The 25,455-nt window shown below is 54.5% G+C and carries 21 protein-coding genes and 2 pseudogenes; 11 read left to right on the top strand and 12 right to left on the bottom strand.

From position 1 onward, the window contains the following. Window positions 1-10 precede the first annotated feature (10 nt). The 3 genes from QF039_RS05130 to QF039_RS05120 all read right to left on the bottom strand — a co-directional run bounded on the left by QF039_RS05130 (window position 11) and on the right by QF039_RS05120 (window position 7,036). On the bottom strand, window positions 11-2,908 hold the full coding sequence (locus QF039_RS05130) for an ATP-binding protein (RefSeq protein ID WP_087693699.1): 2,898 nt from the start codon (window positions 2,906-2,908) through the stop codon (window positions 11-13). 124 nt (window positions 2,909-3,032) lie between these two features. Next, window positions 3,033-4,232 carry an EAL domain-containing protein gene (locus QF039_RS05125; protein WP_102368407.1) on the bottom strand — a complete coding sequence of 400 codons (1,200 nt, stop codon included), beginning with the start codon at window positions 4,230-4,232 and terminating at the stop codon, window positions 3,033-3,035. Beyond that, on the bottom strand, window positions 4,229-7,036 hold the full coding sequence (locus QF039_RS05120; protein ID WP_008437634.1) for an ATP-binding protein: 2,808 nt from the start codon (window positions 7,034-7,036) through the stop codon (window positions 4,229-4,231). Before QF039_RS05120 ends, QF039_RS05125 begins: the two co-directional genes overlap by 4 nt. A 170-nt stretch (window positions 7,037-7,206) precedes the next feature. Between QF039_RS05120 and QF039_RS05115 the strand changes: the two genes are divergently transcribed. Continuing rightward, the gene (locus tag QF039_RS05115) at window positions 7,207-8,394 is read left to right on the top strand and encodes an MFS transporter (RefSeq protein WP_307517109.1); all 1,188 of its coding nucleotides are present in this window, start codon (window positions 7,207-7,209) and stop codon (window positions 8,392-8,394) included. An 87-nt stretch (window positions 8,395-8,481) separates the two neighbouring features. Here the strand turns inward: QF039_RS05115 and QF039_RS05110 are convergent, their stop codons facing one another. The 3 genes from QF039_RS05110 to QF039_RS05100 all read right to left on the bottom strand — a co-directional run bounded on the left by QF039_RS05110 (window position 8,482) and on the right by QF039_RS05100 (window position 10,883). Beyond that, window positions 8,482-8,715 carry a hypothetical protein gene (locus QF039_RS05110; RefSeq protein WP_003218911.1) on the bottom strand — a complete coding sequence of 78 codons (234 nt, stop codon included), beginning with the start codon at window positions 8,713-8,715 and terminating at the stop codon, window positions 8,482-8,484. A gap of 146 nt (window positions 8,716-8,861) precedes the next feature. After that, complete coding sequence (locus QF039_RS05105) at window positions 8,862-9,227, bottom strand: DUF6124 family protein (protein WP_307517108.1); 366 nt, start codon at window positions 9,225-9,227, stop codon at window positions 8,862-8,864. 552 nt (window positions 9,228-9,779) lie between these two features. Further along, on the bottom strand, window positions 9,780-10,883 hold the full coding sequence (locus QF039_RS05100) for a hypothetical protein (protein WP_307517107.1): 1,104 nt from the start codon (window positions 10,881-10,883) through the stop codon (window positions 9,780-9,782). Window positions 10,884-11,499: 616 nt separating this feature from the next. Here QF039_RS05100 and QF039_RS05095 point away from each other — a divergent pair. The 5 genes from QF039_RS05095 to QF039_RS05075 all read left to right on the top strand — a co-directional run bounded on the left by QF039_RS05095 (window position 11,500) and on the right by QF039_RS05075 (window position 15,637). Next, a complete protein-coding gene (locus tag QF039_RS05095) occupies window positions 11,500-12,441 on the top strand; it encodes a hypothetical protein (RefSeq protein ID WP_213550891.1) in 942 nt (313 codons plus the stop codon). Between the two features lie 351 nt (window positions 12,442-12,792). Further along, window positions 12,793-13,086 (top strand): hypothetical protein, encoded by a 294-nt coding sequence (locus tag QF039_RS05090; RefSeq protein ID WP_122590558.1) that lies wholly within the window; start codon window positions 12,793-12,795, stop codon window positions 13,084-13,086. Beyond that, window positions 13,083-14,237: a relaxase/mobilization nuclease domain-containing protein gene (locus QF039_RS05085; RefSeq protein WP_213550889.1), complete on the top strand. Its 1,155-nt coding sequence runs from the start codon at window positions 13,083-13,085 to the stop codon at window positions 14,235-14,237. The genes QF039_RS05090 and QF039_RS05085 overlap by 4 nt, the downstream gene beginning before the upstream one ends. Before the next feature lie 489 nt (window positions 14,238-14,726). Continuing rightward, window positions 14,727-15,038 carry a hypothetical protein gene (locus QF039_RS05080; RefSeq protein ID WP_307517106.1) on the top strand — a complete coding sequence of 104 codons (312 nt, stop codon included), beginning with the start codon at window positions 14,727-14,729 and terminating at the stop codon, window positions 15,036-15,038. Then, window positions 15,035-15,637, top strand: coding sequence for a DUF262 domain-containing protein (locus QF039_RS05075; protein WP_307517105.1), 603 nt, complete (start codon window positions 15,035-15,037; stop codon window positions 15,635-15,637). The genes QF039_RS05080 and QF039_RS05075 overlap by 4 nt, the downstream gene beginning before the upstream one ends. A gap of 563 nt (window positions 15,638-16,200) precedes the next feature. On the opposite strand, the gene QF039_RS05070 is transcribed toward QF039_RS05075, so the two are convergent. Beyond that, a complete protein-coding gene (locus QF039_RS05070; RefSeq protein ID WP_307517104.1) occupies window positions 16,201-16,704 on the bottom strand; it encodes a 3'-5' exoribonuclease in 504 nt (167 codons plus the stop codon). Window positions 16,705-17,581: 877 nt separating this feature from the next. Here QF039_RS05070 and QF039_RS05065 point away from each other — a divergent pair. From QF039_RS05065 to QF039_RS05050, 4 genes and pseudogenes are all read left to right on the top strand, one after another. Further along, window positions 17,582-18,775 (top strand): ABC-three component system protein, encoded by a 1,194-nt coding sequence (locus QF039_RS05065; protein ID WP_307517103.1) that lies wholly within the window; start codon window positions 17,582-17,584, stop codon window positions 18,773-18,775. Further along, on the top strand, window positions 18,772-19,278 hold the full coding sequence (locus tag QF039_RS05060) for a three component ABC system middle component (RefSeq protein WP_307517102.1): 507 nt from the start codon (window positions 18,772-18,774) through the stop codon (window positions 19,276-19,278). Before QF039_RS05065 ends, QF039_RS05060 begins: the two co-directional genes overlap by 4 nt. Beyond that, window positions 19,262-21,244 carry a DUF3732 domain-containing protein gene (locus tag QF039_RS05055; protein ID WP_307517101.1) on the top strand — a complete coding sequence of 661 codons (1,983 nt, stop codon included), beginning with the start codon at window positions 19,262-19,264 and terminating at the stop codon, window positions 21,242-21,244. The genes QF039_RS05060 and QF039_RS05055 overlap by 17 nt, the downstream gene beginning before the upstream one ends. 222 nt (window positions 21,245-21,466) lie before the next feature. Beyond that, window positions 21,467-21,954, top strand: a pseudogene (locus QF039_RS05050) (hypothetical protein). Window positions 21,955-22,052: 98 nt separating this feature from the next. Here QF039_RS05050 and QF039_RS05045 read toward each other — a convergent pair. The 5 genes and pseudogenes from QF039_RS05045 to QF039_RS05025 all read right to left on the bottom strand — a co-directional run. Then, the gene (locus QF039_RS05045) at window positions 22,053-22,895 is read right to left on the bottom strand and encodes a hypothetical protein (RefSeq protein WP_116030734.1); all 843 of its coding nucleotides are present in this window, start codon (window positions 22,893-22,895) and stop codon (window positions 22,053-22,055) included. Next, a complete protein-coding gene (locus tag QF039_RS05040; RefSeq protein ID WP_116030736.1) occupies window positions 22,895-23,077 on the bottom strand; it encodes a hypothetical protein in 183 nt (60 codons plus the stop codon). Before QF039_RS05040 ends, QF039_RS05045 begins: the two co-directional genes overlap by 1 nt. Window positions 23,078-23,467: 390 nt before the next feature. Then, a complete protein-coding gene (locus QF039_RS05035) occupies window positions 23,468-23,764 on the bottom strand; it encodes a hypothetical protein (protein WP_307517100.1) in 297 nt (98 codons plus the stop codon). 81 nt (window positions 23,765-23,845) lie between these two features. Beyond that, window positions 23,846-24,082 carry a hypothetical protein gene (locus QF039_RS05030; protein ID WP_181283762.1) on the bottom strand — a complete coding sequence of 79 codons (237 nt, stop codon included), beginning with the start codon at window positions 24,080-24,082 and terminating at the stop codon, window positions 23,846-23,848. A 238-nt stretch (window positions 24,083-24,320) separates the two neighbouring features. Beyond that, window positions 24,321-24,484 (bottom strand): annotated as a pseudogene (locus QF039_RS05025) (IS21 family transposase); the annotation flags it as partial. A 203-nt stretch (window positions 24,485-24,687) separates the two neighbouring features. Here QF039_RS05025 and QF039_RS05020 point away from each other — a divergent pair. Further along, on the top strand, window positions 24,688-25,380 hold the full coding sequence (locus QF039_RS05020) for an ImmA/IrrE family metallo-endopeptidase (RefSeq protein ID WP_307517099.1): 693 nt from the start codon (window positions 24,688-24,690) through the stop codon (window positions 25,378-25,380). The last annotated feature ends 75 nt before the right edge of the window (window positions 25,381-25,455 follow it).

Here is a 25,455-nt window from a genome sequence, read left to right as displayed (position 1 = left end):
TGGGCTTTCATCAAGTTTGCGACTCTGCCAGCAAGCACTGCGCAACCGCTGTAAGCCGTGCGCACACGCCTCGAATCTGCGTGGTGGCGTATGTATCCAGCGGTGCGTCGTACAGGGTGTTCTCCCATGCCTGACAAGCGCTGGACAGTTCCCCGGCACGCACACTGGCCAGCGCGCCGTTGAGGCTGTGCAAACGCTCACGTACGAGGGTGGCATCGCCGGCCGTCAGGCCTTGTTCGATCTGCTGCACATCCACCAGCAACGTGTCGGCCATCAGTTGGCGCATGGCCGGGGAAAGCTCGATCCAGCCTTCGCGGTCCCGGTCCACCTGCACCACCGGCAAGGCCGTGGCCCGCCGGCAGTGCGCCATTAACGCCTGGCGCAGCATGCTCAGGCTCAGCGGTTTGACCACCCACGCGTTCATGCCCACCGCCAGGCAACGCTCGCCCTCCTCGCGCAGGGCATTGGCGGTGACGCCGATGATCGGCACCTGGACGCCTTGTTCACGCAACGCGCGGGCCAGGTCGTAGCCGTTGAGGCGCGGCATATTGATGTCGGTGATCACCAGGTCGAACGGCTGCGAACCCCAGATTTGCAGCGCATGCTCGCCGTCACGCGCTACGGTGGGGTGGGCGCCAAGGGCCTCGAGCTGTTCTTGCAGCACGGCCTGGCTGACCGGGTTGTCTTCGGCGACCAGCACGCGCACGTTCAGGCACGGTGCGTCCAGGCACGGCGGCATCGGTGGTTGTTCCGCAGAGGGCAGGGTTTCCTGAAGCACCGGCAAGGTGATGAACAGCGAAAAACTGCTGCCCAACCCTGGCTCGCTGACCACGCGCATGCTGCCGCCCATCAACTCACTCAAGCGCGAGCAGATAGACAGGCCCAGGCCGGCGCCATTGCCGTCCTGGTCGCCCGCTACCTGATAAAACGGCTTGAACAACTGGTCCAGCGCCTTTTCCGGAATGCCCACGCCGGTGTCAGTGACCTGCCATTGCAGGGTCACTTTATCGTCAAGTAGTTGCTGCACCATCAGGCGCAAACGCACGCGCCCGGAGTCGGTGAACTTGATCGCGTTGCCCAGCAGGTTATGCAGGACCTGCCGGATGCGGCCAGCATCGCCAAGCAGTTGCGGCGGTAGCAGCGGGTCGATCTCGGCATCGATCTGCAAGCCTTTATTGCGCGCGGTCGCGCTGAACGCCAACACCGATTCCGCCACCAACTGGCCCGGGCTGAACGGCGCCGCTTCCACGGCCATTTGCCCGGATTCGATTTTCGATACATCCAGTACGTTGCTGATCAACTGGAACAGCACAGTGGACGAACCCTGGATAATTTCCAGGTAGTGGCGCTGGCGCTCGCTCATGTCGGTCAGGGCCATCAGTTCCAGATTGCCGAGCACGCCGTACAGCGGGGTGCGGATTTCATGGCTCATGGTTGCCAGGAACACGGTTTTGGCCTCGTTGGCTTCGGTGGCTTCCTGGCGCGCCTGGGTCAGCAACTGGGCCTCGTCCACGTGTCGGGTGATGTCGTTGCAGCCGCAGAGGAACACGTCCTCACCTTCGTACCGCGCCGCCACCACCACGACCTGCAAGTACCGCCCCTCCACCGCCAGGCACATCTCGCCGGGGGTATCCGGGCCATCGTTGGCCTTGAGCACGTCAAGCAGCGGTGCGGTGCCCTGCAATTGCAGCGCGCGCTGGTTTTCCAGGAGTAACTGGTGATCGCTGCGGCGCACTACGCACAATCCCACCGGGGCGTTGTGCAGCATGATGCGGTTGAATGCCTCGCTCTCGAACAGACGCTCCTGCGCGCGTTGCGCCGGGCTGACGATGCGGGTCTTGTACCAATGGTTGATCCACCAGCCCAGCAGCACGGCCGCCAGAAACGTCAGGCCAAGGCCCAGCAGCGGCCATTTGGCGTAGCGCAGGAAATCCTGATAGCTGATGGCGTACAGGCCGGTCCAGTGCTCGCCACCCTCGCTGAGCATCTTGAAGCGCAAACCCTGGCTGTTGAAGCTCAGGCCCAGGGGCGCCATGTGTTCATCGCCGAGGCTGCCGAGCAACACGTCGCCCTGGGGCGAGATCAGGGTGAACTGGTTGTAGACCGACAGTTGCAGTACTCGCTCGATTTCGTCGACCTGCGAGGTGTCCACCACCGCCGCCAGCGTGAGCAGGCCCTGAGGCTGATTGGCCGGCAATACGGCGGCAGGCGCGTCGAGGCCGATCATCGCGACCACGCTGCGGCTGTTCTGGTACAACTGCGGCGGCGCACGCATCCAGCGCACGCGGCTGTCGGTCAGCAGGAGGCTTTGGCTCTGTTGCAGTTGCTGCAAGCGGCTCACCACGTCGCGGTACTGCTCGCGCAACAATGGCTGGTGCTGGCGCAAGCCGCCCACGCCGGGCACGGCCAGGCTGGCGACGGCATTGGGGGTGAACACGAACAGCTGCGGCGAGGCGTAAAACGAGCTGGCCCAGTAGCCGCCGTAGTAGTCAGTCAGTTGCACGCCAAACGCCAGTGCCCGGCGCGTGTCATCCGCCGAGAACGTCTCGGCGTGGGACAAGGTGAAGGGTAGCGACATCGCAAACCCCTTGGCCTGCAACACCACCTGCCCGCCTTCGTGCTGCAACTCCACCACCGAGGTCGACTGCACGGCCGGCAGCGGCGGCGCGTTGCTGCGGCTGTAGCCACTGGCCACGTTGCGCAGGAACGCCTCGTGCTCATGGATGATCTCCACCACGCGGGCGAAGTGGAACTCGACCTTTTCCTGTTCAGCGTCGAGCAACCGCGACACCGCCCAATAGCAACTGCTGGACAGCAACAAGGCGAGCCCCGTGAGCAATAACAGGGCTTTGTTCAAGCGTTGAGAGCTTTGCGCCAGCTTGTCCAGGCGCAGACTTGCATGTTTCATCGTCAGTACCGCAGAAGCCTGAATCAGGATATGGGGCCTATGCTTGATCCCGGCATTGGCCAATAACGCCCGGCTGACCGGGCGACCCTTCCTTCGGGCTTCTTGACTGTGTGACCCTGGCCACTCACATAAGTGCTGGCGCAGGGCCATCCTCGATTAACAGGGCGCTGAATTTTTCCGCCGCCACGGCATGGGAGATCAGGAAACCCTGCACCTGATCGCAGCGGATACGCCGCAACATCGCCAGCTCCGCCTGGGTCTCGGCGCCCTCGGCGATGGTGGTCAGCCCGAGTTTGCGGCCCAGCTCGACAATGCTTTGCAAGGCCGACGCCAGGCTTTCGTTCTCGGCACAGCCATGCACCAGTGACCGGTCGATCTTGACCTCGTTGAACGGCGTCGACACCAGGTTGAAGTAGGAACTGAACCCCTTGCCGAAGTCATCCTGCGCCAACCCAAAGCCCATCATGCGCAAGCGACATGCTCCAGCGTAGTAGTTACTGGGCAGCCGTGTGGTGGAGCTTTCCATCAATTCGAAGGTAATTTGCCGGGGTTCGGCGTCGCGGCTTTGCACCTGGGCAAGCAGGCGGTCGACCAGGTCGCTCTGGTCGAGCAAATGCGTGGGCAGGTTGATCGACACCGGCAGCCGGTAACCGAGTTGCGCCCACTGGGCCTGGGCGATGAGGGTTTGGCCGAGAATGCAGGTGAGCAAGCGGGTTTCCAGGTCAAGGCGCTCGATGTCGTCAAGAAACGCGCCGGGCATCAATAACCCTTCCACCGGGTGCACCCAGCGTGCCAGGGCTTCGGCGCCCACGATGCGCCCGTCATGCAGGGATTTTTTCGGCTGGAACCACGCCTGGATTTCACCATTGGCCAAGGCGCGCTCAAGGTTCTCCCGGGCATGGCTGACACCCCGGTGGCAACACGGCGTGCGCGCCTGCTCGGCGAGTTTGTCGAGGCAATCGCGCAGGGTGCGCACCTCGCGTTCGCGCACCGGCTTGGAGATTAGCCCAGCGACGGTCAGGCCGAGGTTCCCGGCCACCTGCCCGGCGCCCACCAGCATGCGCCGCGACGCCACGCTCATCAGCGCCAGCGCAGGCGGCGCGTGCATGCGGGCCAAGTGCTGGATCAGTTGCACACCGTCCATCCCCGGCATCATCAAGTCGCTGAGCAGCAGATCGTAGCGCTGTCGGGCCAGGCGTTGCAGCGCGGTGGCGCCATCCCAGACCACATCGACGTCAAACCCGCCGATTGCCTGGAAGACGTTGATCAAGTACTCATGCTGGAAAGGATGGTCTTCCACGATGAGTACGCGATAGGCGCTCAAAGCACCCTCCTCTGATAGCGATGCAGGCACTGGTAGAGGGCGCGCAGGGTGAACGGCTTGACCAGGCAATGATCCATGCCAGCGTTCAGGCAGCGCTCGGCTTCGTCGAGCATCGCGTTGGCGGTGGCCCCGATGATCGGCAGTGAGCAACCCAGGCGACGCAGTTGTTCGGTGAGTTCATAGCCGTTCATGCGTGGCATGTTGACGTCGGTGAGAATCATGTCGAACGCGGTATCACCCCACAGTGACAGCGCTTCAATGCCGTCGCCGGCCAGCACCACGCTGCAGCCGAGCTCTTCCAACTGGTCGCGCAGGATCAACTGGTTGATCAGGTTGTCTTCGGCCACCAGCAGGCGCAGGTTGAGGCTGAACTCGGTGGGCTTCTCGCTGATCCTCGGCGACAACAACTCTTCGCTGCCCTGGGCGCGGCTGACCGCGCGGTTGAGCGCCTGCAGGTTGTTCAGGCCGATCTGCCAGGGATAAGCGCCATGCTCGTCGACCGCGGCCATCACCCGCGGCCCGGACCAATGCAGCAACTGGTCGGGCTCGGTCGGGCCGGGATACAGCTCGACCAATACCGCGCCGGGGTCGGCCTCGGCGGACTCCGGCGCACCGAGTTGCGCGCGCGCGCCCCAGCGACGCAACCAGCCGCCAACACTTTCCGCCAGCTCACGCACCGGCGACACCACATACACCCGCTCGCCGAGCAGCGGCTGCGCCCAGGGAGCCTGGTCGTCGTCGTTGACTTGCTCCAGCGGCAAGGTGAAGGAAAAGCTGCTGCCCAGGCCCGGTTCGCTGACCACCCGCAAGGTGCCGTTCATCAAGTGCATCAGGCGCTTGCAGATCGACAAGCCCAGGCCGCTGCCGGCGACCACATTCGCATTGCCGCTGACCTGGAAGAACGGCTCGAACAGGTACCGCTGGTCTTCCTCGGCGATGCCCTTGCCGGTGTCGACTATCTGCCACTGCAACATCGTGCGCTCGCCTTCACGGCTTTCCAGGCGCAGACGCAAGACAATCCGGCCGCTTTCGGTGAATTTCAGCGCGTTGTTCAGCAGGTTATTCAGGATCTGGCGGATGCGTGTGACATCCCCGCTCACGTGGTCGGGCAACTGCGGGTCGAGGCAGGCGAACAACTGCAGGCCCTTGCTTTGGGCGGCGCCTGCGTAGCCCTGGATCACTTCCTGCACCAACTCGATCGGTGAGAACGTGCTGAACTCTAGGGACAGTTGTCCCGCTTCGATTTTCGACACGTCCAGCACATCGCAGATCATTTGCAGCAAGTTCGCCGACGAGCCCTCGATGGCATTCAGGTAGCCACGCTGCTGGCTGTTAAGGTCGGTGCGCGCAAGCAATTCCAGGGTGCCCAGCACGCCATACAATGGCGTGCGGATTTCATGGCTCATGGTTGCCAGGAACAGGGTCTTGGCCTCATTCGCCGCGTCCGCCAGCGTGCGCGCCTGCTGCAGGGCCAACTCCACCTGCTTGCGTTCGGTGATGTCGCTGAAGGCGCAGATCAGCACCTCCTCACGCTGGTAACGGGTTGGCGCGAAACTCAAGTACAGGTGACGACCGTCGGCCATTTGCAGCTCGTCGGTGCTGCTTTGTTCCGACTCATCGAACGCGCGGCGAATCCAGCCGTGACACAGTTGCTGGCGCTCGTGGCCGTTGCCCAGCCATTGCCGGGACAGGGGGTTTTCCAGCACTACCTCGCCGTCGCTGCGGCGCAGCACGCACAAGGCCACTGGCGCGATACGAATCACCGCGCTGCTGAATGCCTCACTCTCCACCAGCGCTTCGATGCGATTGGCTGCCGGGATAATCAAACGCTGATCGATGCGCCGCACCAACCGCACCATCAATAAGCTGGCCGCTGCGCACAACAGCAGGCACAGCAGCAACGGCATGGCCAGGCTGGGCAACAGTGAACTCAGCTCCAGGCTGTAGACGATCTGCCACTGGGAGTAACCCAGGTGCTTGCGAATGGCCAAGCGATCCGGCAGCCAGCGGCTGCCTTCCCAACCAAAGCTGGCCGTGGCGTGATACTGGCGCAGCACCTGCGCAGCCGAGGGTTGATGAGGCGTGCTGCTGAAAATCAGCTGCCCGGCGCCGTCAAGCAACATGAAGTCCCCGGCTTTTTCATGCTGCAGGGCGTTGATCAGGTCCGGGCCGTCCACCTCCAGCCCGAGCCAACCCGACGTGGGGCTACGGTCGTCGAGGCGGGTGAAGATGTATAGCGGTGAATCCAGGCGGCTCTGCTCAGTCAGCCACAACTCATCGCTGACCGAGACCTTGCCGGTGTCCACCGCCATCAACCGCTGCAATACCGGCTGCGGCACATTCTCCGGGGCCGCCCCAACGGTAAACAGGCGCTCCACCACCGGCTCGGCGCGCTGCGCGACGTAGATCAGGTTGACCTGGTTGACCTGCAGGTAATCAAGCAGGCGCCTAGTCAGCCAAAGGCTCCAGATATTGCCCGCCTCGCCCAAGGTGATGTGCAACTCTTCGGCCGGCACATTATTGAGGTTGCCCACGGGTGGCGTGACATGACGAACCGTCGACAGGCCGAGGCTTTTGAGCAGCGTCTGGCGGCTGACAAAAAAACTCTGCGCATCGGAAATCGCCTCATTCATATAACTGCGCCGTAGCGAAATTTCCTCATTCAACGCCGCACGCAAGTAGCTGTAGGCACCCACATACACGCCGAGCACCAATGCCAGGGCAAACAGCCGCAACAACTTGCGCGCGGCCTTGGGCGTCGAAAAAGAAGAGTCGAGTGGTTGCAGGAAATGTTTGAGCTTCATCGCCAAAAGAGTAAGCGTGGCGAGAGGGTAGTTGAATAAGACGGATCTCAAAGCCCCGCACTGCTTGCGCCGATGGAACTCTCGCGCAACACGCTGTTCTAGACACCTTCGTCGCTGCTTGCGTAGCATCGGCGGCTGTCCTTCGTGCACTTCATCAAACAGAGTTACCCATGACTATCCAGCAAACACCCGGGCACGTGCTGCCCGCGCGCAGCGCCGCCAAAATGGAAGCGGCCATGGCCGTGGGCGCCTTTGCGATCGGCACCGGCGAATTCGCCATCATGGGGCTGATGCCCGACATCGCCCACAACCTCAATCTCAGCGAACCGCAAGTGGGCCACGCCATCAGCGCCTATGCGCTGGGCGTGATGGTCGGCGCCCCGCTGCTGGCCATCCTCGGCGCCAAGTTGCTGCGTAAACACATGCTGCTATTGCTGATGGGCCTTTATGCCCTGGGCAACCTCGCCACGGCGTTTACCCCAACCTTCGGTTCGCTGGTGGCCTTCCGCTTTATCAGCGGCCTGCCCCACGGCGCCTACTTCGGCATCGCCGCCGTGGTCGCCTCCAGCATGGTGCCCAACGACAAACGTGCCGGCGCGGTCGCGCGGGTGATGATGGGCCTGACCCTGGCCATGCTGCTCGGCAACCCCATCGCCACCTTCCTCGGTCAACACTTTGGCTGGCGCTCGGCGTTCGCGCTGGTCAGTGCTATCGCCCTGTGCACCATCGCGTTGGTCTGGCAATTCGTACCGGATCGCCACGACGAACCCCGCAGCGACCCGCGCAAAGAACTGCGTGCCTTCACCAAACCGCAGGTGTGGATGGCGCTGTCCATTGGCGCTATTGGGTTTGCCGGGATGTTCTGCGTGTTCAGCTACCTGGCGCCGACCATGCTCGAAGTGACCAAAGTCTCGCCGCAGTGGATTCCCTTCGGTCTGGCCGCGTTTGGCGTAGGCGGCATCATCGGCAACATCGCCGGCGGCAAGCTGTTCGATCGCCTGCAATTTCGCGCAGTGGGCTGGATTATGGTGTGGTCGATGGCCGTGCTGATTTTCTTCACCTTCGCCGCGAGTTCGCTGTGGGGCGTACTGCTGGGTATTGGCCTGGTCGGCACCATGATCGCCATGGCCGCGCCGCTGCAAATCCGCTTGATGGACATTGCGCATGAGGCACCGAGCCTGGCGGCGGCGTCCAACCACGCGGCGTTCAACCTGGCGAATGCGCTGGGGCCGTGGTTCGGTGGGATGGCGATTACGGCGGGGTATGGGTGGACCAGCCCGGGCTACATTGGCGCGGCTACGGCGCTGGTAGGCTTGGGCATCTACCTGATCGCCCGACGTATGAAAGGCGGTCACTAAAGCCCTCCCACGATCCAATGTGGGAGCGGGCTTGCTCGCGAAAGCGGTGGGTCAGTCACTGAGTAAATGACTGCCCCACCCGCTCAGTCAGTCATCATGCATCAACCCCGAACCATACTCCCCGTAACTGCTCCCCAGCGCGTTGCCGCCAAAATTCATCTTGGCGGCCTTGCTGGGGCTGTGGTCGCCAAACGCTTGGCATCCCCCTGAATAACAAGGGTCGCTGCTCAGGTCGCTACTCATGCCAGATGAACCCGACGAACAAGCGGCCAAGAGCAACGTGCCTGCGACCATCACGACTTTGACGAGATTGGAGATCATTTTTTCAGTTCCCTTTGGACTGGAGGCGTACAGGTCCTCTCTTAAGGAGGATCGTAGACCTCATAAGCGCAGGGAATTATGAAACTTTGCTGAATGACAGGATGGGTTCAGTTTGCCGCCTTGAGGTAAGGCGGCAGGGTTCGGCGTCAGGCGGTGGCCGTGCTGCCTACAGGCGCGACTTGCTCCAAAGCTCGGTCAACGAGTAGAGCACTCAGGTCGATTAGCTGCTGGATGCCCAGGACGATGGCGCGATGGGGTTCATCGAGGTCGAAAGCCAGGGTTGCAGCCATTTGGTTGGCGGATTCCAGGTTTTCGGCGGCGTTGGCTAGAAGGGTTTCGGTATCTATGTCGGGGCTGACGCGGAATAGGTTGCTGCTCGGTTGCTCGGCGGGAACGTCGTTATCGGATGACGGCAAGTAATGATGGATAGCACGCTGAGCCGCAGCTTGAAGCTTGGCATCAGTGGGGGCAGCGTTTGAAGCATGAGGCGGATTCGGTGTGACTTTGTACATGGCGAAGCTCCTTAACTATTCAGGAACTGCCAATCTCACTTCCACATGAGGGTGGCAGCTGTACGCAGGTGTGGAAGACCAGGGCTAAGGACCCGGCGCACCGAAGTGCCCCGCGCACAGCCGCCATAACACATGATACAGGCGTAAAAAAAACGCCGGCAGGTGTTTATAGGCGATTGCGTCTTAGCTGGTACGGACTTCCACATCCGGCCGCTGGTTTTCCAGCGGTTTGAGGAGGTTAGCGATGCGAGGTCTGAGGGACAAGCTGAGAAAAGCGTGGGAAATTTCTCAAGGAATATTGGAGAGTTCCATGGCCTGCCACCGCATGATCACCATGAAAGACGTCGTACAGATCCTCCAGTTTGGTCCGCTGATTGCGAAGAACTACAGCAAAACCAGCAAGTGATCCGCCGTGACATAAATGTCGCTGCTACCGGACAAAGTGCAGCTTGGATACGGCACCGTCTCCAAGTGCATCGATTGGTTGATCCACTGCCCGAGCATTTTTCTCACCAAGGAAGAAATTAATTGGACGGGGTTATTTGACCCTAATCATTTCCACTCAAGGTCTGAACTATCGAATTCGAAGACCCTGCTGCCTTCTTGGTAAAAATCGGCCTCGATGTAGATTTTTTCGGACTTCCGAGCTTGGGCAACGAACGACGACGCACTGCTGATGAAAAGTAAATTAGAGCTGTGGTCATCAGGCTCGCTGGCTGACATGCGCAGAGCATTGCCCTTAGAAAATCTGACGCGTACATCGCAGTCATCGTATCCACAAACAAACTGACCTTTCTCGATAGCTACATACACCGACGTGCCCCACCGTGGATGCTTACGGATAGTGAGTGTGGCTCTTTGCACGCCGCTGTACGGAAATTTGAAATCCACGGTATTCAACGACGAAACGTACGCCCGCCGCACTGGTTTTCCGGACATATTGTCCTCGCCATCAGAGTAGTTCCAGATTAACCCCATGCTTCGCCGAAGAGCCTTTTCTGCTGCAGCTTTTTCTCGGGTTTCCGCTTCTCTGGTCTGCTGAGTAGCGAGCCTCGAGAATTTATCAGCATTGGCCTGGTAGGTCTGGTCGATAGCGGCTAGTTGGGCGTAGGTGCCTGCAAGCCTTTTGTAATCGCCCTGCTGGATGCTCGCAATGGACGTGAGGAGAGTCGATTTCTTTTGCTGCTTTTCAACCTCAGCCTTTTGCCCCGCGACCTTCGATAGCTCTTGGTCAATCTCAAAGCTGCCAGCATCACTGTACTTAGAGCCCAAGGCAGTGGCCCCGGCGTAATCCTGCTTGTCGGTCAAGACATTCATCTCCGCGAGGATTGCATCTTTGTTAGCGGAAACGTAATCGCGCTTTTCCTTCAAGGCCTGCTCCGCCTTTTGCTGGCTGACTAACGCTTGCTGAGCAGATCGCTCGGCGCGATCAGCATCCAAAGCCTTGTTGCTCGTGTAGAAGAAAAGACCAAAGCAAACCAAGGCAACGACAGCACGGCCACCTGGTGTGATGGTGATATTGGTTTTATCTTTGATCAGTCGGTTGATCTTAGGTACGAACATGCCGGCCGCGAGAAGCATGATCAAACCAGACTGGAAGCTGGTGAAGATAGCGCCCAGAGCAAAAATCAAGAAAACCGCAAACAGCAGCCACATCGCAAACGATCTGAAAAATCCGACAACCCTTGAGTCTGCCACTGCTATCGCTCCCTGATAAAACGTCAAGGAACATATGTAATAGCACTGTGCCATTCAATGCAATACCGACAAATGACCTACCGGCTAATTACAAGAATTCTAAGGATCAACACCCCGCCCCTCCTAACCCATTGCTGATAAACCGATCACCCTTGGCATTCTCCATGCCAGATCCCAATACCCTCAGACACAGCACCACCGCAACACCTCCCCCGCCGCTTCTCCGTGGTCCCCATGATGGATCGGATCGCCAAAGCCTGATTTCATTGGTCAAATCCGTGATCATGTTCACCATGTGTACGAATTTCTGTACCACGCTCGTACCCAAATAGCTGAATTATTGGACGGACTGGTTGGACTCCACAGTGACGTGTACACGCTCAGTCATGGCATTACCGACTGGCACTACCCACTTTTCTTCCAGTCTTGGCATCGTTGACAAGGCAAATTTCGCCATAGCGACTACCCGTGTGATCACCTGCCCTCGAAGGACGTGACACGGAGGTGGTTATGTAGGCGTATTAGTTTAGATAAACTCAAACTGGAAACGATAACCCTATAGGTAGTAATCAAAATGACTTTGATTGTTGCAGGCTATGAGTACGCCAAGTCCGTTGACTACTCGAAATACTTAGATGACGAAGCGAAACCCAGCGATCCCACGATGGAGGTTGAGGGCCTGTACGTTGTAGCGGACAGTGCGATCACAGATGCCAACGGTAAAACGCTTCTCAATGGTTTCAGAAAAACTTATGAAATCGATGTGGAACTATGGAAGCCAAGTTTTTCGCCTGGTGGCTCGTTCCATAGTTATACCCAGGTATACGAAAACAATAAAATATTCATAAGCTTTGCAGGAAGCACTCTTACTGCGCAACACATAATTAACTGTATTACTTCGCACCTTGGCAAACTCAGAATCAGCTACCGAAGATCCCAAGAAGGATCAATCACCTACACCGCGATTCGGCACTGTCAGAAAAATCCTCTCGAACAAAATACCTCTAGTTCCACATGGGATGACGATACGTTCCTTGATCGTAACTTTGAAGGCCTTCTCACTGGAGAACTTATTGCTAGCACAATAGAATACTCAATTACCGAAGCATTAACCTCGGCCTCTAAGTTTAAGCTGGAGCTTAAAGACTTCGAAGCGATGCACACAGAGTTGCTAGCTGGCGTTTGGTGCCCGGTAATTAGACGGCATGAACTCTACGTTTATAGGATGGAAAGCAGGCGTGATGATAATGGAGTTCTAGTCCCCTACACAAAAAAACGCCTAGTTCCTGAGAACGAAATAGTTTTGCTCGGTATGCAGAAACAACTTGAAAGCCAAGCGCAGCAAGCCTTCAAAAATTCACTCTCCGCATTCACCCCACCCTCGAAAGAGTTACTCAATTTTGTACGCGATGCGATAAAAAACGCTGAGGCGCAGGGGGAAAAAGGCATCGCCTTCCCTATGTCCCTGACTACATTAACGCGACACAAAATAGAAAAGGGTTTTCACCCAGAATAAGCGTAAAAAGCCAGCTGAAATCATAATCCTCAACAGCGGAGTCGCAAGCCCCTTTTGCGATTCCACTATACCACTATGCAAAAACACACTCACCCAAAACGATTTCGCACTCTATTAGAGCGAAACCGCACTCATCTATTGCGATTTCGCATTCACACCCTGCGAAAGTTTAGCTATACATTCAAAAACCTTTAAATATCCGTTGAGCCATCAAAAGCTCCAATTGCACAATAGCTTTAGAGCTTCTTTTTAGCCAGTTGTGTCTATGTCAGACAAGCAGGACTAGATACTCACATCCCTCCGGGTGTTGCGTGATTGCCTCGACAAATAAAACAATAAAAGTGAGTCAAGATGAAGAAAACTGAGAAGCAGAATAAAGAGACTAGGATCACTTTCAGGCTTAGCAAGTCTGAGCTAGATACCCTGAATGCAAAGATGGTTGAAGCAGGCTATAAGTCCGCTGGAGCATTTATCCGTGACTACGTTGCCAATGGGCAGGTGAAGCCCAAAGTCACCCAGAACATTGTTCAGATCGCCCGTGAGCTCATGAACCTCGCCTCGATGATCAACGCAGACCGTCCAGGCTCCGAACTGCTTGAGAAAGTGAAGTACATCGCCCAAGTCAACTTTGGGGGTGTTGCATGATCGGCAAGATTTTTCCTAAGTCAGTAGGCTCGTTTAAGAACCGGATTCGGTACATTTTTGGCTGCACCAAGCACGATCACGAGATCAGCGGAATCCGAACGATCAGCCACAACACTATGAGCAAAGATCCACTGCCAGGCGTCCTTCAGGGTAACGAAGCAGACCTCACGGAGATGATCAAGGAGTTCGACCGGATTGAAACCCTTCGCCGCTTCTCAATCGACTCTGATAAAGCCATCAAGCCAGTCTTCCACGCAATGCTCTCCCTTCGGCCCGGAGAGTCCCTGACGACCGCACAGTGGCGCACAGCCGTCCAGACCTACATGACAGACCTGGGCTTCAACGAGACCAACCAGTACCTCGCTGTAATGCACCAAGACAAAGAACACCAACACGTCCACATCGTCGCCAACAGGATCAGGCTCAACGATGACTTCTCCATGGTCAAAGACAGCAACGAGCGAAGCATCAGCCTCGACTCAGTGTCGGCCATAGAAGATCGCTTCGGCCTCACCAAAGCACCAAAGCCCAAGGACACATGGGGCACCTCGATCACTCACGCAGAGCTCCAAGCCTCGATCCGCGACGGCGACCTGCCGTTGAAGCACAAGATGATCGCGAAGATCGCAGGCGCTGTCGAAGCCACCAACGCCGTCGATGGCGATATGTTCACGTTCACCAGGCTACTCAGGAAGCAAAAGGTCTATATCAACCTGACCCTCAACGAGGACGGCCAACCAAAAGGAATATCGTTTGAGTTTGACGGCAAATATTTAAGTGGCAGACAGCTCAAGCGCTCAAGATTCACATGGCACAAATTAACTACGCAGGAAGGAATACATTATGACCCCGAAACCATTCGTGAACTTCAGGATGACATTGCGAGAAGAGATAGCGAAGAACAAGAAAGAGCTCGAATCTATTACTTTGAGTTCGTTGCAACTTCGGGAAAGAGAAGAAGCCCGATCTACGTCAGGTTCACAGCCAGGGACTATGAAGTCCAGAAAATGATTCAGGAGGTTCTTGAGCTGCTGGATGCTATTTTTAATGAGCTATTTAAGCCAAGGGAGTGCAGGTTGATGCGCAGTTACATAGAGTACATACCGGGCCAGCCGCTGGAGCTAGAAGAGGAACAGGCTCCAGCGCTATAAGATCTCGTTAGTCACCTAGTACGCAGGAGGGCTGAGTCAGCCTTCCTTTACTGCGCCTTCTATCTTGGACTCTATGGCTTTGGCTCAGTAGAGATATTGGCGCTTAAAGGGTAACTGGACGTGTATTCGGTGGCGCACCAGATGCCTGCAGCGAGCTGAATAAACGGGACTGGAACAGGGTGTTTGAGTAATGCTGACGGCATGCAAAATTCAGTCAGACGGCTTATTCACGCAGACCGGTATTTGGCCCGCCCTTCGGGCCAGCTGTCGTAAATCAAGCCAGCCATTTCCAATAGCTATCTTGGCCCTCCGGGCTTCCATCTTCGTGCCTGCGCGCTCCGCTTGCCTGATGTGACAGTCCTTCAACGCATCAGTCCCACCAGCCCCGCATGGGCAAACCTGTATCTCTTCAAAAAAAATCACTTCAGGCTCAAGGTTTTCCGAAACCAACCGTTTGTGATGAGTAAGTACCCTTTTTGAGCGACAGCTTTGACCCTCTCTACACATGACTTCGCACAGCGCCTGAGCGGCGCCTTGTCGCTCCCCTGCACGATTCTCGGCAACCGCCAACGGCGCACATGGGAGCGGCTGATCGGCTACATCGAATCCTCAGCCTGCACATCCGAATTCAACAAAGCGGCAGCCTATGCCGAGGGCTATGCGCATGCAATGGCCGATAGCGGCCAGATCGATATCTCCACAGATCGGGATCTGCTGATCATTGCAACCGTGGATGCATGGCGATGCGCCCGTACTTACACGAATACTTCGACCAACCTGAGCTACCCAGGAAAACCATGACTTCCTTTTTTAAACGCTACGCCGACGGCGGAACATCAGACCTACACATCCATATGCCGCAGCGTCTTCTGCCCACGACCGTCAGTCATTGTCCCATCGAGGTCTTAGTGGGCCACTGGGAAAAGTATCTCGTAGATCCCTCCTCCGCTCATGAGCATTGTCCATGGGCAGCGCGATTCGTTATGGGCATGCCCGTGCCAACCTGGTCGCGCGGGCTGGAATGGAACATCGGTCAGAAGTCTCGTTTCATCTCTGCAATATGGTCAGGCGGGGATCTGGGGAGCTACCTGACGAATGACTGGTACGAGCCAGAAAGCGGTAGCAGGGCATTGGCGGAAAACAGTGAAATTTTGATTGATGGCCAACAACGTCTGCACAGCCTTGAAGAGTATTTCCTAGACCGCTTTGCAGTCCCAGATGCGCAAGGGCAGCCGAGGATTTGGTCTGAGCTGGGCAACGGCGAAAGGAAACGCTTTCTGTCGACGATCTTTACCCATGTGAGGGTCTCGTCTGGTGACGAGGTGGCATTGCGCAGAACATACGATCTTTGCGCGATGGGCGTTGTGCCTCGGTCATTTGATCAACGAGCTGTTCGGTAACCTTTTAATCAAGGCGGTCGGGCGTATCCCTTCGGGAGCGGCTGTTGTAAACCGAGCCCCGCTACGTTGGGTCTCGGCCCTTCGGGCTTCCATCCTTACGCTCTTCGACCATCATGGTCTGCGCGCTCCGCTTGCATAATGGCCGAGATCACTTCCCTGCTTGGACATTGCAGGCAGCTCCCACATACTGATCTCGACTAAATCAGAAGCGAGGCCGGCGATGGCATGGCTCTTTTGGAAAGATAAACGCCCTGCCTGGGTGCAGGCAGAAGAACGAGAGTTCATCAAAGCGGTGAACAGCCTGCAAACGCTGCAGACAACTCCTCGTGGCGGGATGAGAATTGATCCTGAAGAGCTCAGGGATCAGATCCTAGAGTCAAGAGAACGATACAAAGATCTAGTGAAGAGGTAGAGATGCGAAGTGCCAACTTGTTCGGTGCCTGACGCAGCTATTCACGAATGGGCAGATTGGTGCGTGCCCCTGCGGCGAATGGCTGTCGTGAAACGAGCCTGGCGAAGCCCCCATCTCTGCATTCGGCGCTTACTGTCGCGTATGGAGATCATCATCCATTTTCAATTCCTCGATTCAAACCGGCAGTCAGTCGACGATAAAGGTCGGCTAAGAGGCGAGCATCCAGCAGCGCGTGATGTGGAAGTTCCGGGAGCGTCACGTCGTCGATATCATCCGCTTCAAGATGCCTGAATAGCAGGATCAGGTTGGTTGGACTATTGGCAACGTTAGCAGGCCAACGATGATGTACGTATGCCAATTGGCAGAAGAGATCCCAGTCCCAATCCGGGGCGTCCGAGCAGATCTCGAGCGGGCCTTCAAGGCTGCCCAGGAAAGCGAGCAGTGAGGTTTGAGCTTCGACCAAGGGTTGCCCATGTTCAGGTAGGTTGAGCTGAGGCAGGACGTTTTGGATCACAAAATCGCTGCAATCTGCCACATGGTAGGTATCTGTGAGCTCGACATAGAATTCGTGGCCAGCCTCGGACACAAGTGCAACTGAAATCAGCTTCGTGTCGCGGTTAAGCCGAGTGAACTCGCAGTCCAAAAATACCTTCATCTCCCCTCCCCTGTGGGCACCTGGTTCACGCCTGCCGGTGTACCTTCGACAGATGATCAAGGCTGACTGAATTCTTCTATGACCTTAACTGATTACCCTGAGGAATCTATGCCGCGCTCACAGCAAGCAAGTCAGCAACCTTTACCATACTCTTTGTGTAAACAGCGACGTAGATCCTAAAGGAAAATTAATTTTAACAAAGCCCGAAGCCGTAGGAGAACTTGCTTACGATAGCTTCGTTAGAGTTCCTGACTACATTGCCGGAACCTTAGCGGACTTTGATTTTGACAAACAAAAAGCATCACATACAAAATTCGATACGATCCGCGACGGAGTATTTGCTGCAGAAAAAAGAAATTCTACAAGGTGTTTTTCTATCCAAACTTTCAAGCCCACAGATTGATGTGGGGAGCGCAAGAGGGCGACACTTCAAAGCCTTAAGGCACTGATTATTCTTTCGCAGATTATAACAAGCCCTTTGTTAAAGGGCTTTCGTAGCAAGCGGAGCGCGCCGGCCAGGAAGGCCGAAGGCGTGAAGGATATCAGCTCGAAAGTGGCCGAGACGATGCGAAACGCGAAGGCTCCGTTTACGACAGCCTGGCCGCGAAGCGGCATGCCCTCCCCCCTTCCCGGACGCAAGTTATATCTCCATCCCCGGCGAAGTCGCGTTCTACGAGCAACTGCGAGGAGCGCTTTAAAAAAAGCGGCACTGGAAATACTGTACAAAAACACAGTTAATCATCTTTTTGTCAATATCTCACAAAGCCAGCGTGGCCCACTGCCATTATTCGCGGTAAATTCGTGCATCAATGCGGCCTGAGCTTCGTCTATCCGGCGCGACATGGACGCCCAGTGCGATTATCCGAGAGAAGGACACATGGACAACACAGAAGCCAGTGCAAGCATCGCTGGGTATGGCTACCAGTTCGAGCGTGCGCTTTATAGAATCTTTCACAGCTCACATAGGGATGCGCTCTTCGGAATAGAAACAACGGATGACGTCGAGGAAGTGACTCCTACAGCAACTGGAACTATTTCAATCCAAGAGCAAGACAAACTCACGCTCTCTGGAAAAAATCCGTTGCAAGACAGCAGCAAAAATCTGTGGAACACATTCAAAAACTGGCTTGAGAAGCTCGAGCAGTCCCAAGCAACTCATGAGCAGATCAACTTTATTCTAGTGACCAACGGAGTGGTCGGAAGCAACAGCCTCGTTCATCTGTTGTCAGCAGCGTCATCCCCAACAGACGTGGCGCACGCTATTAAGACCCTTCGTACTCACGCACTCACCATGGATGGTGCTACCGCTGAAATTGCAGCAAAGGTTACTGCGTTTGACGATGAATCAATCGCCTATGTTGTCGGTCGTTTCGAGGTCATTCACAAGCATGAATCTGCTTCGATAACCGATGCGATGTACGCCGCGCTGCAGCTGCCAGAGGGTCTGGACGAGCATAAGAAAGTAATATTGGATAGTCTCACGGGCCACCTTTTCAACATGGCGCGTGAGACATGGAGACGCAGGGAGCCCTTCTGGACTACATCCCTGCCACTCTTCAACCGCAAGCAGCTCCTTTTCGAAAAATTCCTCAGCGAAGCTTGGACTGCGCGAAGTCAGGACGAAACCGAATATCGCGAGCTGATAGCGCTCAATCAAGAATTGAATCTGCCTTTCATTTTCCAGCTCAAAGAATTGGGGCTAATGGAGCGAACCATCGAAAAGGAGCTTGGACATTACTGGGCTGGGTATGCCGAGCGGTCGAGACTTTTACTCAAAGGTAAGGTACTCCCGGAGCACTTTAATGAGCTTGAGAACACACTTCATGGGAGGTGGGACAGTCTTCGCGAAGCATATTCAAACCTGAAAGGCATTCCTTTCGAAGATTTCTCCGGTGACGATCACAAGCAGATCTACATCAGTACGACCACTCCAGAAAAATTCACAATAGAGATTGGCCGTTTGAAGTCAGACCATCGTTACCTTTACCTAGGCACTTATCACCATCAAGCAAATGATGACGGTACAGATCACCCGATTCTCTGGCATCAGGTCAAAGGTGAAAGTAAGTGAGCGGGCCATATTTGGATACCTATGTAATCCACAACACCGCGCTGGCGTGCTTCTTATTGACCGTATTCGTACAGCAATACGAACTGGAAGCTTCCGAACACCCGCTGGACATGTTGAAACTCAAACTCGTTTTACCATTTGTTTGGGATGAGGCTTCCCGGGAAGCCTTGTGTTCAAGGAATGCTAAAACCAGGCTAGACAAGGTTTTTAGAGAGGCACCAGGTCTTAAGGTTGACTTGGAGCAACGCGTCGCTTCTCGGGCGCCAGTAGCTCTGCAGGGCTTGAACCTCGCAGTTTCGACCAATCTGTTGGCAGTGGCTCATCGCAAAGATGAACTACCGGTCTTCAGTAACAAAATTGATCGCTGGCCGCGTGGAACAAAGTCTGCTCTGCCCAAAGAGATGGTGATGACAGTCAACCGTCTGGCCAATTGGTACGCAAGTGTTGATACCCCTACCCTCCTGAAGCTTCTGTTCGGTATTCCCAATGAAATTTCAAATTGACTCAATTATTCTCTGGCCAAAAAAACAGAACAACGAGATTCAAGAGATCCAATTCAAGCCAGGAAAAATAAATATTATTCACGGGCTGAGTCGAACAGGTAAATCATCCGTTCTTCATATCATCGATTACGCGATGGGGGCAACCAAGTGCCAGATCCCCATCGGCACGATTCGAGACAAGGTCATGTGGTTTGGGGTGAAGGTAACTTTGCGAGGGGAAAGCTGGATAATCGCCCGCAAAGGCCCAATAGATAGTACCCCTTCGAACGACTACTACTTTGAAATGTTCCCTGGCTCGATCCCAGAGATTGTGCCTACCAAAACCAATAGGTCGACTTTCAAGGATAAGTTCAACAATTTGATAGGCGTGAGCGACCTTCCGCATTCTGATGCAGAAAAACCAGGCAAGCTTGATGCCCGAACTTCTTTCAGGGACTTGGCCGCTTTCAACTTTTTGCCACAACACATTGTGGCCAATCCAAACACGCTATTTTTCAAAGCAGACACCTGGATCCACCGTCAAAAGCTGACTAGGGCAATGCCTTACGCTCTAGGGATTGTAGATGCGCAATACGTTATAAATGAACGCAGACGGGACGACGCGCAAAAAGAGCTGGATGGTCTCGAAAAAGAACTCAAGGTTGTCGAGAAAGCAAAGCTTCACTGGCGTCATGAGGTAAACCGGATGATCGACAGATGTATCGAAATCGGTCTACTCGAAGCCGACATACCTGACGATCTAGACATCAAAGTCGCGAAGCTAAAATCGGTCATGGATGCATACCGAAACAAGCGGCTGGAACAAACACTGATTGCGCCTAAGCGCCTACATATCAACGAACGATTTGATGCTGCTGTCGCCAAGGAAACTGCACAGCAGCGACTGGTAGACGAGCTAGGGGAGGAGATCAGTGGCTACAGCAGCTTGGCCCAGAGTAGCCAGCAGTTCGTCAAAGCGGTAAATGAAGAAAAGAGCCATGTTGTCGGCTTGGATTGGCTGAAAAAAAGTCTTCGGGATGAGGGCCAATGCGTTGCCTGCGGATCCACAGCGGACACGATGAGCACGGTGATCACCAACCTTGAAACGAAGGTCAACAAAATCACGCGCGTGGCTGAGATATTGGAACAGAATCCTGCTTTTGATAGCAGGATATCCAACCTTAAACGAAATCTGGCAAAGGAGGAGAAGACGCTTCATACCTATCGCGCTGACAAAAACGCAATTTTGGCGGAGGACGAAAGGCTTCGTAGCGTAATTGGTGATATCTATTATGTTGCTGGGAAAATTTCTGAGGTACTCAAAAAAATCGGCCATACATCAGCAGACGAGGCGATTGCCCAACGCATGAAAGCCGAAAGCAAAAAGATCAGCGATTTCAACAGACTGATGGCCGGCGGGAACCGCGCTGTTAGAGAACGCGAGGTAGATGCCAAGCTTACCGAACTCATTGAGCATTACGCAGATCAGTTTGGCGCCCTCGAAGGTGCGGCTAACTCAGTTCTCAGGTTGGATCAGAAAGAATTGACCATCCGATTCGACAAGGAATTCGATCAGTTTGACTACCTTTGGGAAGTCGGTAGCGGGGCTAACTGGATGGGATATCACGTGGCTGCGTTTCTCGGCATCCATGAATTTTTGCTTCAGAAAGAAAATCTACACCTGCCCACCTTGAGCTTTCTGGTGATAGACCAGCCTAGCCAAGTATATTTCCCGAGCAGCGATCTTGGGGGCAATGCACTGGACTTGGATATGGCCGTGTTGCGTAGGCACAGAATCGAAGACCTGCAGGCCACGCGACGAATTTTCGAGGTACTTGGAGAGGCAATCTCACGGACGAATGCCAACCTCCAAATTATCGTACTTGAGCATGCAGGGGAGGAAATCTGGGGTGACATAGAGCACACACACTCAGTAGCCGCTTGGAGTACAAAAGGCGACGGCCTTATCCCAGCAACGTGGGATTAAGCTCACGCCGTGCGTACAGCCATGTGGAAAAAGCCACCGTTATCAAGGTGGCTTCTCTGAACCTCCAGCGGTTACGTTATGCTTGTTTATATAGCAACCCTCCTTTCTGTAACAATATCCAAGCCAGAGGTGCGGGCATGCTCTGGCAGTGTTGTAGGAAAAAGCCTCCACGGTGGCTCCCAGCGACATCAAGTGGGATTACGCGAGAAAAAGAAGGACTCCATGCCCCAACCACTGTTCGATTTTGATCTCAAACGCGTCTCGCACCAGCACTACATAACAGGCAAAGCCGCCATCAATTTCCCCCATCCTGGAAGCACCACGGGTGGCTGGCATTTCCTTTCATATTTTGATCGGGAATCCGGCGTGGCTAAGGTGTCGTTAGCAGGCATTCATTACCCTGACACCACCAACTAAGTTGGCGGCATAGGCATCACTGACGTCACTCATCAGCTCGCTGATCGCGGATGGCGTATTGAAGGACGACGGCTCTTGGTAGCTGACCGTTATGGAGCTGCTGCGGACATGATAGTGAAGTGGGTACTGAGCCACTCCAAGCATTGTAAGCTTTAGGTAGCGGAGTGGTTCCATCGCAAGCAGAAAGACAGCGATTACTCGCAGTGATTTACTTGGGAAAATCTAAGCTATTTCAGCAAGGTAAGCTGAAGAAAATGAAAGCGTGGCACTGGGCTGGCCTTAGGAAGTCTTAGCAAAAGCAAAGACTGTAAAGACTGACGCTGCATCGCTCGCTCCATTCATTAGGGCTTGGATAGGGATTCGTGCAGAACAACGTCGTAGAACATTTCAATTAGAGCTTTTCAATAAAGCTTCCCAAGCGCTCTAAAAGCCCCTCTTTTGATTTTTCAGTCTGAGATTGCTGAGCTTTGAATCGCTCCCACACATCAGGCTCGAATCGGCTTATTGAGACAATGTTCTTCTGTGAAAGTATGATCGTGAAACCAATCCTCCTACCTCTTCGCTGCATATCCTCAACTACAGCGGAGTAATCGGTGGTGTAGGTCACCTTGAGAGTATCCTTATCACGGTACCCGCTCATCGTAGGAACGATTTCGAAATCCTCGTCCATCAGGCCCGTCTCATGTAGATCACCTACTGATGAAACTCGACCGACGTAGACCTTCCGATCATCCATCGAAAACATGTACTGACTATTTTCATCGCTTATCGAACTGAGCAAATGCTTGGTTAGCGGAGGAAGGGGTACCTGTGAATTCAGAATGAGCGCCCTCACCTTTGAGGGCCCTATCCAGAAACGAACCATGATCAAAAAAGGTAAGACTCTTGGGCAGAGCCAAGCCAGAAAAAAAGAGAGAATCGTGGCCTGCCCAAAAAAAACCCAGAGCGGAGCGCCCTTTTCCTCAATGATCACATTGCGTACCAAAAACGCTTTCAGGTACTTAACGTAATCTGCATAGTCAGTGGTGAGAAATGCAAAATATGAGTGTTTGCTCGCATACATCAGAGCGAAACTTGCTACAGAAGCGACAGCAAAAAGAAAGATTCCGGTCTTCGCTATCAGCATGTACAGCAGTTGGCCATCGTAGCGACTGATGGTTGCCTGACGATAAATACTGCCGTGACAAAAGATGTAGCCACTGACCAAAATGGGCAAAATTAACAAAAGCCCCATTATTCACTAGCCACAATTTTTTTAGCTTTCTCGCTCGCAGCGATAAAATTCTTGTTGTTTAGAATTTCTTGCGAGTCAATGGACATCCCTCCACGGGAGCTTACACGTAGAGTTTGGAGATCGCGCAACGCCTCCAGAAGCTCCTTCTCCTCCTTACTCGGTTTAAACAGCAGTCCAAGCATTTTCATTCCTCAAGTTCTCCGCCCGTGAAGGGAGGTGTACGTACTACGCCTACTCTCACTTGTAGGTACTATAGCACAGCGCCACATGAGTTTTTTACAGCGTATGCTCAGGTCGCGTCCAAGCCGATGAGCTTACCGTGACCCAGTTTATGCCCGCGAGTCCCGCCGTCCCAGGACTCGCCTCGCCTCGCCTTTTCAGCATTGAGCCTACTTAAAAAAAAACTTAGTAAAGAGGTCATCCAACCCGAAGGCTGCCTCAGGAGTACAGATCCTCGCGCCCTTGCTCTTCAGGGAACGTTTCACCGGGCCAGAGGCCGTAGATACCGCATCACCGCGCCATTGCGCTGGCAGCAGCACCCCAGTAGCAGGCTCTTAAACCATACAGGCGCGTCATGCCAAGAGATCTGTCAGCTCGACAATGCGGTATGTGTATTCGTGGCGTTCGCTCTCTATTGTGTCAATTCGCTGTATTTCTTGCCCTATTTCCAGGCGTCGATCCAACAATTCGAAAACGATGTCACTCTTGTCTGAGTAGCCCCACTCGGCGACGTACCTCAGGAGAGACTCGTCCTCGCTTTGCAGAAGGCCTGGCATGAACTGCCAACCATCATCTGTCTTCTCATACACATGGAAGTACATTTCCTTGGAGGCCAGCTTTCCGCCGGAGAGAACCGCATGGATTCTCATCGCCTGATGACTCGTCGTCGACCCAAACGAGGTCAATTTGAACCGCTGCTTTGCTCATACCAGGCTGCTCGTCAATGAAGTTTAGAGAGTCACGGGACGCCAGCAAAAGTCGCGAACCACTATCACGTTGTTGCCGTAGATGACGTGAAGATCGAATTTCTTGACTTGCTTCGAGATGCTCTCCATGACCACGTCAGCCAGCCGGTCACGCTCGCAGATCTTGTAAAACTGATCCCATTTCAGAGTCACGCACTCGTTACCGTTTTTGCGCATTATCTCATTAAGATCTGTGGCGATACTTTGTGCTGACTTAGCCATAATGCCCTTCTTTCCAGTGCCTGAGATGATTCTCTAGCGCAGCCTACAGCCACCTAGCAGAATGTCAAAAGAATTCTTATAGATTCCTTACAGATGCCTTACGGATGTCTTGCAGAGATGTATTTTTGCGGCCTTAAAATACTCGCCTAGAAACCTCTGAGTGCTTATGGATACTACGAAATCTGAGACCAGGCGAAGAAATCGACGACGCAATGAATGGGTTTTCACAAGCGCCGGCGTGACATTTGATTGGGTATGCAACCAACCAGAATGCGCGACCGACCCACAGTTTCATGTGGGAAACCTGAATATGTCGAAACACGCTACCGATCAGTAGATTCTTTCGCGCCAGTCAAATTGAAACGCCTCGCCGAGGGCAAAAGTCAGCGGTAGAAAAGCGCGTATAGATTGCCTAAGCCGATATGCCACGGGCGCTATCGCAACTTAACAGGCACCGAGATGCGTTCTGGGTGGAGTATTCAGCGCACGAGTGAGGCGAGCCTAAACTCGTTTTTAACCCGACATAACCCTGACATCACGTCATTGACAACACTACATATGGTGAATACGATGAAAAAATAGCACATCATATGGTGTAAAAAGCTATGAATCGTGAAAGCATCCAGCAAGCAGCCCATCGTCTTCATAAAGAGATTTGGGACAATCAGGAACGCTTATGGCCGAACCGCCACCTAACGCCTTTTCAGATGCTGGCACCTGAGGTCGCGGCCCATATATTAGGACTTGATTACCAGCTCCTTCCTAATCTGGGCTCTCCACTCTTCGGGCGAGAGGGAGAGCGCTTCAAGGCTGCTGGTTTAATGAATCGCTCGATTCGACGCATAGCCGTTTCCACCGAATTCCCAATGAATGTAATTCGGTTCACTGGCGCACATGAGGTCGGTCACTTTGTGCTTCACGAAGATGAGGTGATGCATCGTGATAAGCCTTTGGACGGATCGGCACGAGGACAAAGTCGACCTCCCAGGGAAAGGGAAGCTGATTACTTTGCGGCGTGTTTTTTGATACCAGCCCGACTTCTACTGGATGCTTTTGCTGCTCAATTCCAAATGAAGGGCCCCTTCCCCTTCACCGATACCACCTGTTACCACCTCAATCCTTCAGATCCATGGTCGCTTCTGAACGCAGAAAGGGATTCGCTTGATCGAGAAATTTCGTTGGCAAGATGTGCCCGGTTCAACAACCGTAATTTGATTCCACTTTCGGTTCAGTTTGGGGTTTCGGATATTGCGATGGCAATACGAATCAAGGAGCTTCAGCTAGTTCGCTGGCCTTAAACGGCATGCGCACTCCTTTGAAGCGGCAGGCGCTGTTTGGCTCAGTTATTTTTAGCCCCACGTTCTCGCCGCGAG

The organism is Pseudomonas sp. W2I6, assembly GCF_030815935.1.
Taxonomy (GTDB): Bacteria; Pseudomonadota; Gammaproteobacteria; order Pseudomonadales; family Pseudomonadaceae; genus Aquipseudomonas.
This window is presented reverse-complemented; position numbering and strand designations above follow the sequence as displayed.